The 13,970-nt window shown below is 39.2% G+C and carries 15 protein-coding genes and 1 other annotated feature; of the genes, 13 read left to right on the top strand and 2 right to left on the bottom strand.

Features of this window, described 5'->3' with window-relative positions:
* The first annotated feature begins 14 nt into the window (after positions 1 to 14).
* The 10 genes from BQ6100_RS15285 (at position 15) to pheA (ending at position 8,429) form a co-directional block, all read left to right on the top strand.
* Positions 15 to 788, top strand: coding sequence for a M23 family metallopeptidase (locus BQ6100_RS15285; protein ID WP_075982446.1), 774 nt, complete (start codon positions 15 to 17; stop codon positions 786 to 788).
* Positions 781 to 1,647, top strand: a complete 867-nt coding sequence (locus BQ6100_RS15280) for a site-2 protease family protein (protein WP_075982445.1) — start codon at positions 781 to 783, stop codon at positions 1,645 to 1,647. The genes BQ6100_RS15285 and BQ6100_RS15280 overlap by 8 nt, the downstream gene beginning before the upstream one ends.
* A gap of 43 nt (positions 1,648 to 1,690) precedes the next feature.
* Positions 1,691 to 3,163, top strand: coding sequence for an Rne/Rng family ribonuclease (locus tag BQ6100_RS15275; RefSeq protein WP_075982444.1), 1,473 nt, complete (start codon positions 1,691 to 1,693; stop codon positions 3,161 to 3,163).
* Between the two features lie 97 nt (positions 3,164 to 3,260).
* Positions 3,261 to 3,342, top strand: a sequence feature (ribosomal protein L21 leader region).
* Between the two features lie 13 nt (positions 3,343 to 3,355).
* Positions 3,356 to 3,664 carry a 50S ribosomal protein L21 gene (rplU, locus tag BQ6100_RS15270; RefSeq protein WP_075982443.1) on the top strand — a complete coding sequence of 103 codons (309 nt, stop codon included), beginning with the start codon at positions 3,356 to 3,358 and terminating at the stop codon, positions 3,662 to 3,664.
* Between the two features lie 11 nt (positions 3,665 to 3,675).
* The gene (locus BQ6100_RS15265; RefSeq protein ID WP_075982442.1) at positions 3,676 to 4,008 is read left to right on the top strand and encodes a ribosomal-processing cysteine protease Prp; all 333 of its coding nucleotides are present in this window, start codon (positions 3,676 to 3,678) and stop codon (positions 4,006 to 4,008) included.
* 13 nt (positions 4,009 to 4,021) lie between these two features.
* A complete protein-coding gene (rpmA, locus tag BQ6100_RS15260; protein ID WP_075982441.1) occupies positions 4,022 to 4,312 on the top strand; it encodes a 50S ribosomal protein L27 in 291 nt (96 codons plus the stop codon).
* Between the two features lie 730 nt (positions 4,313 to 5,042).
* Positions 5,043 to 5,585 (top strand): Spo0B C-terminal domain-containing protein, encoded by a 543-nt coding sequence (locus BQ6100_RS15250; RefSeq protein ID WP_075982439.1) that lies wholly within the window; start codon positions 5,043 to 5,045, stop codon positions 5,583 to 5,585.
* Positions 5,586 to 5,661: 76 nt separating this feature from the next.
* Complete coding sequence (obgE, locus tag BQ6100_RS15245) at positions 5,662 to 6,957, top strand: GTPase ObgE (protein ID WP_075982438.1); 1,296 nt, start codon at positions 5,662 to 5,664, stop codon at positions 6,955 to 6,957.
* A 25-nt stretch (positions 6,958 to 6,982) separates the two neighbouring features.
* Entirely contained in the window at positions 6,983 to 7,438 is a 456-nt protein-coding gene (locus BQ6100_RS15240) for an ACT domain-containing protein (protein WP_075983594.1), read from the top strand.
* A gap of 94 nt (positions 7,439 to 7,532) precedes the next feature.
* Positions 7,533 to 8,429, top strand: a complete 897-nt coding sequence (gene pheA, locus BQ6100_RS15235) for a prephenate dehydratase (protein WP_075982437.1) — start codon at positions 7,533 to 7,535, stop codon at positions 8,427 to 8,429.
* Positions 8,430 to 8,517: 88 nt separating this feature from the next.
* Here the strand turns inward: pheA and BQ6100_RS15230 are convergent, their stop codons facing one another.
* On the bottom strand, positions 8,518 to 9,057 hold the full coding sequence (locus BQ6100_RS15230; RefSeq protein ID WP_075982436.1) for a transcription repressor NadR: 540 nt from the start codon (positions 9,055 to 9,057) through the stop codon (positions 8,518 to 8,520).
* Between the two features lie 36 nt (positions 9,058 to 9,093).
* Positions 9,094 to 10,230, bottom strand: a complete 1,137-nt coding sequence (locus tag BQ6100_RS15225) for an IscS subfamily cysteine desulfurase (RefSeq protein ID WP_075982435.1) — start codon at positions 10,228 to 10,230, stop codon at positions 9,094 to 9,096.
* A 107-nt stretch (positions 10,231 to 10,337) separates the two neighbouring features.
* On the opposite strand from BQ6100_RS15225, the gene nadB reads away from it, so the two are divergent.
* From nadB to nadA, 3 genes are read left to right on the top strand one after another with little or no spacing between them, the layout of a single operon-like run.
* Positions 10,338 to 11,927, top strand: coding sequence for an L-aspartate oxidase (gene nadB, locus BQ6100_RS15220; protein ID WP_075982434.1), 1,590 nt, complete (start codon positions 10,338 to 10,340; stop codon positions 11,925 to 11,927).
* Positions 11,896 to 12,735: a carboxylating nicotinate-nucleotide diphosphorylase gene (nadC, locus tag BQ6100_RS15215; protein ID WP_075982433.1), complete on the top strand. Its 840-nt coding sequence runs from the start codon at positions 11,896 to 11,898 to the stop codon at positions 12,733 to 12,735. Before nadB ends, nadC begins: the two co-directional genes overlap by 32 nt.
* Before the next feature lie 5 nt (positions 12,736 to 12,740).
* Complete coding sequence (gene nadA / locus BQ6100_RS15210; RefSeq protein WP_075982432.1) at positions 12,741 to 13,844, top strand: quinolinate synthase NadA; 1,104 nt, start codon at positions 12,741 to 12,743, stop codon at positions 13,842 to 13,844.
* Positions 13,845 to 13,970: the final 126 nt, after the last annotated feature.

The raw sequence follows: 13,970 nt of genomic DNA, 5'->3' as shown, positions 1-13,970 counted from the left end.
GACTGGTGGGGGAAATGCGATCTCGTGCAGATGAAGTTCGAAGAAGAATAGAAAAAAGAAAAAGATCGAAAGAACGAATGAACAAGAATTTGAATAACCGTCTATTATGGGCAGAGGATGAAGAAAAGTATGGATTTGATAAAGTAACTACCTATGTTGGGGGACCAGATGACCAAGGCCATCCTCTTTTCAGAAAGGAACTATTTGTATTTAAAATCTTACTATCTGCCTTTCTTGTTTTAGTCGTAGCGATTTTGTTTCGAAATGAAAGCCCGAAATTCGATACAACACGCACGGTTGTGACAAAAACTATGGAAAAGGAATTTCAATTTGCCTATATCTCTAATTGGTATGAAAAGCAATTTGGTAAGCCTCTGGCATTTTTACCTTTTAAGAACTCAGAAAAGGAAGATAAAACCAAGGAGAAATTACAATACGCCATGCCAGCATCGGGGAAAATATTAGAGGAATTTAGTGATAATGGGCAACGGATTGCCATTGAAACGAGTAAGCAGGCCTCTGTTGATGCGATGAGTGAAGGAATCGTTAGCTTTGTTGGGAATAAGGATGGTTTCGGGAAAACGGTCATTATTCAACATCCTGATAAAAGTGAATCATGGTATGGAAATTTATCTAAGGTGGATGTAAGCCCTTATGACTTTGTCGAAAAGGGAGATATTGTCGGGAAAGCCTCAGATAGTAAGGATGGAGCTAAAGGGGAATTTTACTTCGCAATAAAAAAAGGGGATGACTTTATTGACCCTATTCAGGTGATTCCGTTTGAATAATCTATTGAATTTAATGAAAAAAATTCATATTCACCCCATTTTTTGGGCAATTGCTTCCCTTGCTATCATGACGGCACATTTCTTAGATTTAACCATTCTTTTCTTGATTGTTTTGATTCATGAAATGGGACATGCGTTTTGCGCCTCTTATTTTGCATGGAGGATAAAAAGGATTTCTCTCCTCCCCTTTGGTGGAGTTGTGGAAATGGATGAGCATGGCAATAGACCGTTAAAGGAAGATGCGTTGGTCATTCTTGCAGGCCCCATTCAACACCTTTGGCTTTTTCTCGCAGGGTGGATTGGATATACTTTAAACCTGATTCCAGAAGATATTTATTCTCTTTTTTTTCAATATAATTTAATGATTCTCTTCTTTAACCTATTGCCAATTTGGCCTCTGGATGGCGGGAAATTATTGTTTTTATTATTATCCTTAAAGCAGCCGTTTCCTGAGGCACATATGAATACTCTTATGCTTTCCATTGGAAGTACTTTGGTCTTTGTTTTGATCAATTTTTTGATAGACCCTTTTAATTTGAATGTGTGGATTATTGTCGCATTCCTACTTTTTTCTTTATTTTATGAGTGGAGGCAGCGGCGTTATTTATTTATCCGCTTCCTGCTTGAAAGATATTACGGGAAAAATCCAGATTTTCAATCCCTTCTTCCCTTGACTGTTCATAAGGACGATATGGTGATAGACATACTAGAGCGTTTCCAAAGAGGGTGCAAGCATCCAATCGTCGTTGAAGGAGATGGCAGTGAAATTGGGACCCTCGATGAGAATGAGCTCTTACATGTGGTTTTTTCTGATAAGCTGTTGACTGCAAAAGTCGGGGATTTGCTATATTATTATTAGTGTAAAATAATATAGGAATCTGACTGCGAAACGAGGAAACCATTTGAATAAATTAGTAATTAATTACACAGGAAGAGAAAAACGATGGGCCTTATTACAAAATGATAAGATTGAAAAAATAATGATAGAACAACCACAACAGCTTTCATCGGTTGGAAATATCTATTTAGGGATTGTAACTAAGGTTCTTCCAGGAATGAATGCTGCCTTTGTAGACTTTGGGGAGGATAAGGGAGGCTATCTTCATCGTGACAAGCTTTTATCCTACATCCAATCAAATGAACCGAAGGAGGTTAAACAAAAAAGAAGTATTTCCACCTTTGTCCATCAGGGAGAGCGAATTCTCGTCCAGGTGGAAAAGGATGCGACAGGAACAAAGGGCGCCCGACTGAGTGGAATCATCGAGCTTTCCGGGGATTATCTCGTCTATATGCCAAATGGACGTTATGTAGCCGTTTCAAAAAAAATGAAAAGTGAACGAGAGAAGGCTAGATGGCGCAAATATGGCTTCCATGAGAAAACCGAGGAGGAAGGTTTAATTTTCCGGACGGAATGCGAGAATCAATCAGAAGAAACAGTTCAATCCGAGCTTCAATTTTTACGCGAGAGATTCTTTAATGTTAATAAACAAGCGCAATCGATGAAAAAAACCGGAATTGTTCTCTCAAAGGATACATTTCTAAAGGAAATTGAAAAGGAACTGAAAAAATGGAATGTTGGAGAGGTCATTATAGATGATGCAGAGGCTAAGAAGAAGATAGAATCTCTGATTTCGAACCCTGAGATCAATGTTCAATGGTATTCGAAGAAGGAAAGTATTTTTTCTGCCTATCATTTAGAGCATGAGGTTGAAAGGGCGTTAAAGCGTATTGTATGGCTTCAAAATGGAGCCTATCTTATTTTTGACTATGCGGAGGCATTAACAATCATAGATGTGAACACTGGAAAATTTTCTGGAAAAAATGATTTGGAAGAAACAGTATTGAAAACAAATGAATGGGCGGCCGAGGAAATCGCGCGGCAAATTCGTTTGCGGGACCTTGCAGGAATGATATTAATCGATTTTATTGATATGAAAAGTGATGAGGAACGGAGAATTGTTCAAAAACGGCTGGAGACTGAGCTTTCTAAGGATGAACGAAGGACAAAGGTAATAGGATTTACACCTCTTGGCATCTTACAATTAACAAGAAAGAAAACAAAAGTTTCCCTCTCTGAGTCTTTGCAGACAAAATGTTCAGTATGTGAAGGAACAGGTATGGTATTAAGTCCGGAATCCATTGCCTTTCAATTAGAAAGAGAGCTTTGGGAGCATCGAAACTCTGATGCGGAAGCTATTTTAATTGAAACGACTCTAGAGGTAAAATCTATTTTTTGTGGGGATCAGGAAATACATAAAAAAAGATTTGAAGAGATGATTGGTCTCCGATTATTCTTTATCCTAAAGGATAGCTGTAAGCCATATTACGAGATTAGACAGATAGGGAGCCTCTCGGAGATTGAAAGAAAAGTGTAACAGTGAAAACTAGCTTTTTTCAAGGCTGGTTTTCTTTATTGTTATTGACATTCAAGCCTAAACCATGTTAGTATTTTAATGTTATGTTTGTAGCGCACCCGTGCTACAACCGCTCAGAGCAGGTAATAAGCTTTTGCTTTCGAGCAAAACGCCTGATCATGGCGAGTCTTAGTTTATAAGGAGGTGCAGTTCATGTACGCAATTATCGAAACTGGTGGTAAGCAAATCCGTGTAGAAGAAGGTCAAGCTATCTACATCGAAAAGCTTAACGCTGAAGCAGGCGAAACAGTTACATTTGATAAGGTTTTATTCGTTGGTGGTGACAACGTTAAAGTTGGTAGCCCCGTTGTAGAAGGAGCAACTGTAACAGCTACAGTTGAAAAACAAGGTCGCGCTAAAAAGATCATTGTTTTCAAATACAAAGCGAAGAAAAACAATCGTAAAAAACAAGGTCATCGTCAGCCATACACTAAAGTTGTTATTGAAAAAATCAACGCGTAAGGCGAGTAGTGATGATTCAAGCAGAATTTATTCGTAATGAATCCGGAGCTATTCAATCATTCACATTAAGCGGACATGCGCTTTTTGCGAATCATGGCAATGATATTGTTTGTGCAGGTGCATCAGCTGTATCAATTGGTTCCATTAATGCGATTATCGCGTTAACCGGAGTGACTCCTGAAATCGAACAAGGCGAGAGTGGCTTTCTCCGATGTGTAATACCAGACGACTTACCAGAGGATACACAAGAGAAGGTTCAATTGTTGCTTGAGGGCATGCTCGTATCATTGCAAACGATTGAAAGAGATTATGGAAGACACATAAAAATTACCTTCAAAAAGTAGGAGGTGGAAACAAATGTTAAGATTAGATCTTCAGTTCTTTGCTTCTAAAAAAGGAGTAGGTTCTACAAAGAACGGACGTGACTCTATCGCTAAGCGCCTTGGTGCTAAGCGTGCAGATGGTCAATTCGTAACTGGTGGTTCTATCCTTTATCGTCAACGTGGAACAAAAATCTATCCAGGTGTGAACGTAGGTAAAGGTGGCGACGATACTCTATTTGCAAAAGTAGATGGCGTTGTTAAGTTCGAACGTCTAGGACGTGACCGTAAGCAAGTGAGCGTTTATCCAGTAGCTCAAGAAGCTTAATCTTCTTACTAAACTCTAACCGATTAGGTTAGAGTTTTGTTTTTAGTTTGGGGAAAATACATAGTACTTTTTGTTTTGTGGATTACATAGTTTGTTGTTTTGTGGGATTAGGCATGTTGGTGTGGGAAGTGGGTTGGGAGATTACGATTGGTTTTGGGATTGGGGAGTTGGATTGTCGCGAATCAGTTTGGGAATTTCGCGAGTATTTGGTGGAATTTCGCGGGTATTTGGTGGAATTTCGCGGGTATTTGGTGGAATTTCGCGAGTATTTGGTGGAATTTCGCGAGTATTTCGAGAATTTCGCGAGTATTTCAAAATTTCGCGAATAATCCCCAAGATTTCGCGAATAAAATCCAAAACTTCGCGAATAAATCACCAAATTTCGCGAATAAAACTCAATTTTTCGCGAATAAACCCCCAATTTCTCCAAGTAAAAATAATTCTCCCGCCTCCGACAAATAAAAAAATCTGCTCAAGGGCCATAAATAAGTAAAAAGTGGCTGTTCAGAGCAAATAATCAAGTAAATCTCCCTATTATTCGAGGATTTTACCAAAAATCAATCTCACTCCAGGCTAGAACACAACTAAAGGATCACACTAAACACAAAAATCCAGAACCAAACAATGCCTAATATATGCATATTTGGATGAAAATTATGAATTTAATCATGCCATTGTAATTATTTTTGGTATACTAGCCTAAAGAGGAAACTGTGCTAGGAGTGCTACAATGAATAGGGACTGGAATACGGTTGAGGTGCTAAGGCACGCAAGACATGATTGGTTAAACAAAATACAATTAATAAAAGGAAATTTATCTTTAAATAAATATGGACGTGTAAATGAAATTATTGATGAAATTGTGGCAGAGAGTAAGCAACAATCTAAGCTATCCAATTTGAATATACCTCAGTTTGCCTCATTACTTTTAACCTGCAATTGGGAAAATCACTTATTTCAAATAGAATTTGATGTATTAGACGATCATCCGAATAAGAATAAAATTCAGGATGAAGCTTTGACAAATTGGACGAATAATTTCTTTCAGACGTTAGATTTGTCGGTAAAAATGTTTTACGATAATTATCTTTCAGTAACAATTGAACCGCAAATAGAAGGAACCGGTTTCTTTTTTGATTTTCGCGGGATAATAACAAGTAGGGAACAAATCGAACAATTTTTAAAGAGGGAGCAATCTTTAAAGTTGGGTGTTACAGTTCAGCAATTTACCGAGGGCGAGCTTTCTCTCGAGTTCTTTTTACCAAATGAATAAACTAAGGAAAATAAATAGAAGGATTCTCGTCTGATGATAATCATTCTTTTTACAGACTTTCGACGGGAGGAAAAATATGTTTGTAGATCAAGTCAAAATATATGTTAAAGGTGGAGACGGCGGTAATGGAATGGTTGCGTTCCGCCGGGAAAAATATGTACCAAAAGGTGGTCCAGCTGGTGGGGACGGAGGAAAGGGTGCAGATGTTGTTTTTGAAGTAGAAGAAGGCTTGCGCACCTTAATGGATTTCCGATACCAACGACATTTTAAGGCTCCCCGAGGGGAACATGGGATGAGCAAGAATCAGCATGGAAAAAACGCGAAGGACATGATTGTCAAGGTTCCACCGGGTACGGTTGTGTATGATGCAGAGACAAATCAGACAATAGCTGACCTAACAGAGCATGGACAGCGTGCGGTTATTGCGAAGGGTGGTCGAGGAGGTCGAGGAAATTCTCGTTTTGCAACCCCATCAAACCCCGCACCAGAGCTATCTGAAAAAGGTGAGCCTGGGCAGGAACGAGATGTCGTCCTTGAATTAAAGCTTTTAGCCGATGTGGGTCTGGTTGGTTATCCAAGTGTTGGGAAATCGACACTTCTTTCAGTTGTTTCAGCTGCCAAGCCAAAAATCGCTGAATATCATTTTACTACGATTGTTCCAAACTTAGGAATGGTTGAAACAGAAGATGGCAGAAGCTTTGTTATGGCGGACCTCCCTGGATTAATTGAAGGGGCACACTCAGGAGTAGGGCTTGGCCATCAGTTTTTAAGGCATATTGAAAGAACAAGGGTTATCGTTCACGTAATTGATATGGCTGCAACTGAAGGGCGAGATCCATTTGATGATTATCAAAAAATCAATAATGAATTAAAAGAATATAATCTACGCTTAACGGAACGTCCGCAGATTATTGTTGCCAATAAAATGGATATGCCGGGAGCAGAAGAAAATCTTAAAAAGTTCAAAGAACAATTAAAAGAGGATTATCCAATTTTTCCGATATCAGCTATTACCCGTAAAGGCTTAAGGGATTTACTTTTTGCGATTGCAGATAAGCTTGAGAATACACCTGAGTTCCCACTTACACACGAAGCTGAGGAAGAGGATGAAAGCATTAACCGAGTATTATACAAACACGAAGCGGAAAAACCTGATTTCGCCATCACAAGGGATCCTGATGGCAGCTTCGTGCTTTCAGGATATTCGATAGAAAGATTGTTCAAAATGACAGACTTCTCAAGGGATGAATCTATTCGCAGATTTGCACGCCAGCTTAGAGGTATGGGTGTGGACGATGCATTGAGAGCAAGAGGAGCGAAAGATGGAGACACTGTGAAGCTGTTAGAATATGAATTCGAGTTTATGGATTAAGCTGGTTGGTTCATGGGGTGGGGAAATGAAAAATAAGAAATTAGATAAAAAATTTTATTTAGTGCGTGAAGATGTACTTCCAGAAGCGATGAAAAAGACGTTAGAGGCAAAAGAGATGCTAGAGCGAGGAAAAGTGGAATCTGTATGGGAGGCTGTACAAAAGGTGGATTTAAGCCGAAGTGCCTTTTATAAATATAGAGACACCATTTTTCCCTTTCATACAATGGTGAAGGAGAAGCTTATTACATTGTTTTTTCATCTAGAGGACAGATCTGGAACATTATCCCATCTATTAAGTGTTGTGGCGACAGCAGGCTGCAATGTTCTGACCATTCATCAAACCATCCCTTTGCTTGGAAGAGCGAATGTTACGTTATCTTTAAACATCTCTGAAATGGGAATAGAAATAGATGAATTGCTAGCTGAGTTAAGAAAGCTTGAATTTGTTGATAAGGTTGAGGTGCTGGGGTCGGGTGCTTAAAGAGGTACCTCAGCCCTGTTTTTTTTCTAGTATTACATGGTTACATTAAAGCAATAAAGATAGATGTTTTTTAGCTTGTAGGAGGAGAGGAAAAATGAAGATTGCCTATCTAGGTCCAAAAGCAACCTTTACTGGCCTAGCTGTTCAAAAAATGTTCCCTGGATTAACCGCTATTCCTTATATAACCATTCCAGATTGTTTAGATGCAGTGATGGATGATGAAGTAGATATAGCTGTAGTTCCATTAGAGAATGCGTTAGAGGGGTCAGTTAACATTACGCTTGATTATTTGATTCATGAGGTAGACTTACCAATCGTGGGGGAAATTACAGCGCCCATTCGTCAGCATTTTCTTGTACATCCTAACCAGGCAGATCATTGGGAGGATATTGAAATAATCTATAGTCATTCCCATGCGATTGCCCAGTGCCATAAATTTTTACATAGAAATTTTAAGGGCATACCATACGAGAGTGTGACTTCAACAGGAGCGGCTGCGAAATTCTTGGCTGATCATCCCAATCAGAAGGCAGCAGCGATTGCCAATGAATTAGCGGCAGAAGAGTATGGCTTATTTATTGCAAAAGCTGATATCCACGACTTTGATTTTAACCATACAAAATTTATCATTTTGTCTAAGAATCCTATTGATTTGAACGAGCAAATGAAATATAAAGTTGGGGATAAAACAACATTGATGGTGACGCTACCTTCTGACCAAGCAGGGGCGCTGCATCAAGTCCTTTCTGCCTTTGCTTGGCGCAAGCTGAACCTATCAAAAATTGAATCAAGGCCAATGAAGACAGGGCTTGGAAATTATTTCTTTTTAATTGACATTGAAATGTCTTTAGACGATGTATTGATTCCAGGGGCAATGGCTGAGCTTGAAGCATTAGGATGCTCGGTAAAAATACTAGGAAGCTATCCTTATTTTCAATTGGATAAGGAATCCTCCACAGTCGGGGAGACATCTGCTCGAACGGAAGTATAAAAAAAGAGGCCGTCCCATAAGGCGCCATTCACCATATTTAGATATCCTCTTATGGTGAATGGCATTTTTCCTTTAGGACAGGCCTTTTTTATTGCTGATCAATTAAAAAATTTGCTTCTTTCATGGCTTCTACCGCTTCATCTAGTATTTCTTCGGAAGTTGCAGTAATCGTATGTAGATGGTATCCATCTGTTAGTTCAGAAAGATAGGAAGCCTTCGTGTTTCTTATTTTTTCCATGAATTGTTTGACTTCCTTTCGATTAGATACCCGAATAGAAGCCGTTAAATCGCCGTAAACAGGATGCTCAATTCTAACATCCTTTACCGTTACTCCATGGTCTACTAATAAATTGAGCTCCTCCTCGGTTTGTTCAGGTGGATGGGAGCAGGCCACTGTTCGTTCATAAACCGTGAAAGTAGATGGATGAACTAAATATAAGTACCCTTGACTTGAGGCAATAATGGGTTCATTTTTGGCTTTTAGTAAAGTGATATCTCCGACTATGACTTGCCTGCTGACATTTGCTCTTTCGGCAAGCTCACTACCTGTGATTGGACGATTACTTGTCTTTAACCAATTAAGAATTAGGTCTCTTCTTTGTTCCCCCGATAGTCTTTTCTCCTTCAATGGTAAGAACCCCCTTTCTTAAAAAATTCACACCTTTTACACCTTGATTTCTGCATTTTCTACAATAGACAGGATGGCTTCTCCCAATTGCTTAACATCATTGATGGATGTCATTTTACCAAAGGAGATACGGATAAATTCCTTTGCCTCTTTTCCGGTGACACCAAGAGCCTTCATAGTTTTAGATGGTGATAGCAAACCAATTTGACAGGCGCTTCCTGTTGAAATAGCAAAACCAAGGCGGTTAAGCTCTAGCATCATCCATTGTCCCTCAATCCCCTTAACACGCATACCTATGGTTGAGGGTAATTGATTATTAAACTCATAGAAAATGAATCTTGAATCCATCGTTTCTAATTGTTGAAGGAGTTGTCTGCGAAGAATTTGATAATGCTCATGGAGCTGTTCACGCATTTTTTCCATCTTCACTGCAGCAACCGTCATTGCAGCGATTGCTGGGACATTGACCGTTCCTGGTCTAATCCCTCCTTCATGTGAAGTTCCAGGATAATAAGGCTTCCATGCCCTTTTTGGCGAGAGATATAAAGCACCGATTCCTTTTGGTCCATAAATTTTATGGCCGGATATTGAAAAGCTGTCAACAAGCTTTGAAATCGTTTTTAAATCTTGTTTGCCAAATGTTTGCACACAGTCACTATGCAGGAGTATATCATTTTTTTGACATAATGTGCTAATTTCTGAAATCGGTTGAATCGTGCCTATTTCTGGATTTCCATGCTGTACGGTAATGAGAATCGTGTCCTTGCGTATTGCCTTCTCTAGCTCCATGAGGTCTATTACCCCATCCTGATTAAAGTCAAGATACGTAATATCATAGCCTTCTTCCTTCAATTTTTCTAAAGTATTCCCAACTGAGGAATGCTCTGCGGAAGTTGAGATGATATGCTTTCCATTTTTAAGTGGCGATCCTTTGAGAGTTTGAATTCCCAAATAGTTACTTTCAGACCCACCAGATGTGAAATAAAGTCCATCCTTATCGATACCTAAAACGGATGAAAGCTGTGCGCGACTATACTCTAGTAGATTATAGGCTTTATTTCCAATGTCATGGAGGCTTTTTGAATTTCCAAAATAATCAGTAGCTGCTTTTATATAGGTCTCTGCAGCTTCCTTATCCAGTGGACAACTAGCCGCATAATCGAAATATATCATAAGTACCTCCATTTTCTAAGCTCATTACTATGAAAACACTTGTCATAATTTTAAATCTATGTAATTATAAGTGTCAAGACAGGTGTAAAAACGGAGGGTAAAAAATAATGAGACACTCCAATGTATTGATAATTGGAAGCGGTGTGGCCGCCATGCAATTATCAAAAAAATTGAGAAATGATGTAAATGTGATGATTCTCACAAAATCAGATTTAAACGATGGAAACTCCTACTTGGCTCAAGGTGGGGTGGCGGTAGCGTTGGGAGATAAAGATGATCCCTATAAACACTATTTAGATACGATGGAGGCAGGACGTTATCATAATAATGGGGATCTTGTTTTAGCTATGACAAAAGAGGCTCCCTTTTTAATAAAGGAGCTTTTCCAAAATGGTTGCCTATTTGATAAAGATTCAAAGGGGCAGCTTTTATTAGGGTTAGAGGGCGCTCACCGCGAGAAAAGAATCGTTCATGGTGGTGGCGATGCAACTGGAAAAACCATCATGGATTACTTTTTCCGAAATATGAATGATAATGTGTTCGTTGTGGAGAATGTGACTGTTTATAAGCTATTAATTGTCAATAATCGCTGTGTTGGAGTCATGGGGAAATATCCAGATGGAACTGAAGAAGTCTTTTATGCAGAACATGTGGTGCTAGCGACAGGAGGCTGTGGTCAAGTGTACAGCTATACTTCAAATGCAGATACAGTAACAGGAGATGGGATTGCCCTTGCCTATATCGCAGGTGCTGAGATTGCAGATATGGAGTTTATCCAATTCCATCCAACCCTTCTTTTTGTTGACGGAAAAACAAGAGGACTGGTTTCAGAGGCTGTTCGTGGGGCAGGCGCACGTTTAGTGACAAGGGATAGAAAAACCATCATGGATGATGTCCATCCAATGCGTGATTTAGCTCCTCGACATATCGTTTCCCAGGCTATTTATGACCATATCTCACATGGTGAAGATGTGTTTTTAGACATTTCAAACATAGAGAATTTTGAAGAGCATTTCCCGACCGTTTCAACTATTTGTAAAACCAATGGAATGGACTTAACAGAAGGGCTCCTTCCTGTTGTACCTGGCTGCCACTTTTTAATGGGTGGTGTGAAGACGGACTCATGTGGAAGAACTTCGATTTCAGGCTTGTATGCCATCGGAGAGGTGGCTTGTACTGGAATCCAAGGGGCGAATCGACTTGCAAGTAATTCCTTATTAGAAGGGCTATTTTTTGGCAATAGGCTAGCTGAGTGGATTAATACTCATGCTAAAGCTCCTATAGGGGTTTTGGAAGAGGTAAAGATGGATGAAAGAAAAATAAATGAAGCCTTAAACTTAAAGCTTCCAGAAGTAGATGAATTGAAACAAAGAATGATGGATTATACAGGAATCGTAAGAAACTATGAAAATTTGAAAAAGCAAAAAAGCTGGCTTGAAGGTTTTTCTATTGAAAAATGGGTGAATGCTGACCTTGGAAGGCTTTCTAAGGAGGATATTTCTAGAGCCTTTATGCTAATTACCTCCTGGTTGATTACCGATTCTGCCATGAAGAGAACAGAATCAAGGGGTGGCCACTTCAGAGAGGATTATCCTTTTGAAAACGATAAAAAGTGGAGACAGAAAATCATCATTCAGAAAAGACAGAAAGTTGAGGTAGAGGCGAATGAACAGATTAAAGCTAAGATTACTACTTGAGCAATTTTTTCTTGAGGATATTGGAGAACGAGATGTAACTAGTGAGCTCATTTTTGGAGAGGAAGAAAAAGGAGAAATTGTCTTCCTTGCGAAGGAAAATGGAATCTTCTGCGGTCAAGCTGTAATTGAGACTGGATTTTCTTTACTCGATGAAAAGGTTGAAATTAATTTGCTCGTTAAGGATGGTGAGCGAATTGAAAAGGGACAAAGACTTGCCACTGTTCGCGGAAGAGTGGCTGAGTTGCTTAAAGGGGAACGTGTCGTATTAAACCTTGTGCAACGGATGAGCGGGATTGCAACAAAAACAAGGGAAGCAGTCAACATTTTAGGAACCACACAAACCAAGATAGTGGATACAAGAAAAACAACTCCAGGCTTAAGAATGCTTGAAAAATATGCTGTCCGATGTGGGGGAGGCTTGAATCATCGCTTTGGGCTATACGATGCAGTCATGATTAAGGATAATCACATTTCTTTTTCAGGCTCAATTTCAAAAGCGGTGGAAAAGGTTCGAAAAAATCTTGGACATATGGTAAAGATTGAGGTTGAAACGGAAACGAAGGAAGAAATGCTGGAGGCTATTAATGCCGGCGTTGACGTCATCATGTTTGATAACCGAAAACCAGAGGAAATAAAGGAATGGATTCCATATGTTCCAAAAGGAATCATAACAGAGGCATCAGGTGGAATCACCTTGAATAATCTTGGGAGCTACAAGGATTGTGGTGTTGATGTTATATCATTAGGGTTCTTAACCCATACCGTCAAAGCTCTTGATATAAGTGTAAAAGTTCATGTAAGGGGATGAAATAAATGAACATTTTTGAAACCGCTGAAAAAACAAATAATCTACCAGAAATATATAAATCGATGACTGTTGAAGAATTAGAGGAACGAGTAAAAGAAGTAAAAGAAAAACTCGGAAAAAAGTTGTTTATTCCAGGTCATCACTATCAAAGGGATGAAGTCATTCAGTTTGCAGACGCAACAGGGGATTCACTAAAGCTTGCACAAATATCTGCAGAAAATCGAGATGCCGAATATATTGTTTTTTGCGGTGTGCATTTCATGGCAGAGACAGCAGATATTCTAACAACAGAGAATCAAACGGTATTTTTACCAGATATGAGGGCTGGCTGCTCAATGGCGGATATGGCCGACATTCACCAAACAGAAAGAGCCTGGAAAAAACTAACAGAGCTATTTGGGGATACTGTAATACCCATTACCTATGTCAACTCTACTGCTGCCATTAAAGCATTTGTCGGTGAAAATGGTGGTGCTACAGTAACAAGCTCTAATGCAGAAGAGATGGTGACTTGGGCATTAAAGCAAAAGGAAAGAATATTATTCCTACCTGATCAGCATTTAGGTCGGAACACGGCTTATCAATTGGGAGTTCCTTTAGAAGAAATGGCAATATGGAACCCAGCAGAGAACCGTTTAGAATATGAAGGCTCCGTTGAAAAAATCAAAGTCATTTTATGGAAAGGTCATTGCTCAGTCCATGAAAACTTTACGGTGGCAAATGTTGAGGCTGTCCGGAAGAAATACTCAGAAATGACGATTATTGTTCATCCTGAATGTAGCCGAGAGGTCGTTGCTTTATCAGATTTAGCTGGGTCGACCAATTATATTATTAATCAAATTGCAAATTCTAAGCCAGGAACATCCTGGGCCATTGGAACAGAAACCAATCTTGTCAATCGCTTAATTAAGCAATATCCTGACCGTCACATCATTTCATTAAACCCATATATGTGCTCATGTTTAACAATGAATCGAATTGATTTACCTCATCTTGTTTGGTGCTTAGACTCCATTGAAAGAGGAGAATTCTCAAATATCATAAATGTGGAAGAGGAAATTGCTGAAAAGGCAAAGCTGGCATTAGATAGAATGCTTGCACAATCTTAATAATTTTTATCGGTCAGAGGTTGCCTGACATGTACTAATCACATTTGTTCACTCGGACAGATGGAGTCATGCAGGTAACTCTCTTTTTTTGCCCAATAAAAAAGTAGTAATCCACTGATTTTAAGC

The sequence above is a fragment of the Bacillus massilinigeriensis genome, from assembly GCF_900117315.1.
Taxonomy (GTDB): domain Bacteria; phylum Bacillota; class Bacilli; order Bacillales; family Cytobacillaceae; genus Bacillus_BE; species Bacillus_BE massilionigeriensis.
This window is presented reverse-complemented; position numbering and strand designations above follow the sequence as displayed.

Excerpts from the sequence above, each read along its gene's own strand:
- BQ6100_RS15285 (WP_075982446.1), top strand. The coding sequence starts at position 15 with ATGCGATCTCGTGCAGATGAAGTTCGAAGAAGAATAGAAAAAAGAAAA.
- rplU (WP_075982443.1), top strand. The coding sequence starts at position 3,356 with ATGTACGCAATTATCGAAACTGGTGGTAAGCAAATCCGTGTAGAAGAA.
- BQ6100_RS15265 (WP_075982442.1), top strand. The coding sequence starts at position 3,676 with ATGATTCAAGCAGAATTTATTCGTAATGAATCCGGAGCTATTCAATCA.
- rpmA (WP_075982441.1), top strand. The coding sequence starts at position 4,022 with ATGTTAAGATTAGATCTTCAGTTCTTTGCTTCTAAAAAAGGAGTAGGT.
- BQ6100_RS15250 (WP_075982439.1), top strand. The coding sequence starts at position 5,043 with ATGAATAGGGACTGGAATACGGTTGAGGTGCTAAGGCACGCAAGACAT.
- obgE (WP_075982438.1), top strand. The coding sequence starts at position 5,662 with ATGTTTGTAGATCAAGTCAAAATATATGTTAAAGGTGGAGACGGCGGT.
- BQ6100_RS15240 (WP_075983594.1), top strand. The coding sequence starts at position 6,983 with ATGAAAAATAAGAAATTAGATAAAAAATTTTATTTAGTGCGTGAAGAT.
- pheA (WP_075982437.1), top strand. The coding sequence starts at position 7,533 with ATGAAGATTGCCTATCTAGGTCCAAAAGCAACCTTTACTGGCCTAGCT.
- BQ6100_RS15225 (WP_075982435.1), bottom strand. The coding sequence starts at position 10,230 with ATGATATATTTCGATTATGCGGCTAGTTGTCCACTGGATAAGGAAGCT.
- nadB (WP_075982434.1), top strand. The coding sequence starts at position 10,338 with ATGAGACACTCCAATGTATTGATAATTGGAAGCGGTGTGGCCGCCATG.
- nadC (WP_075982433.1), top strand. The coding sequence starts at position 11,896 with ATGAACAGATTAAAGCTAAGATTACTACTTGAGCAATTTTTTCTTGAG.
- nadA (WP_075982432.1), top strand. The coding sequence starts at position 12,741 with ATGAACATTTTTGAAACCGCTGAAAAAACAAATAATCTACCAGAAATA.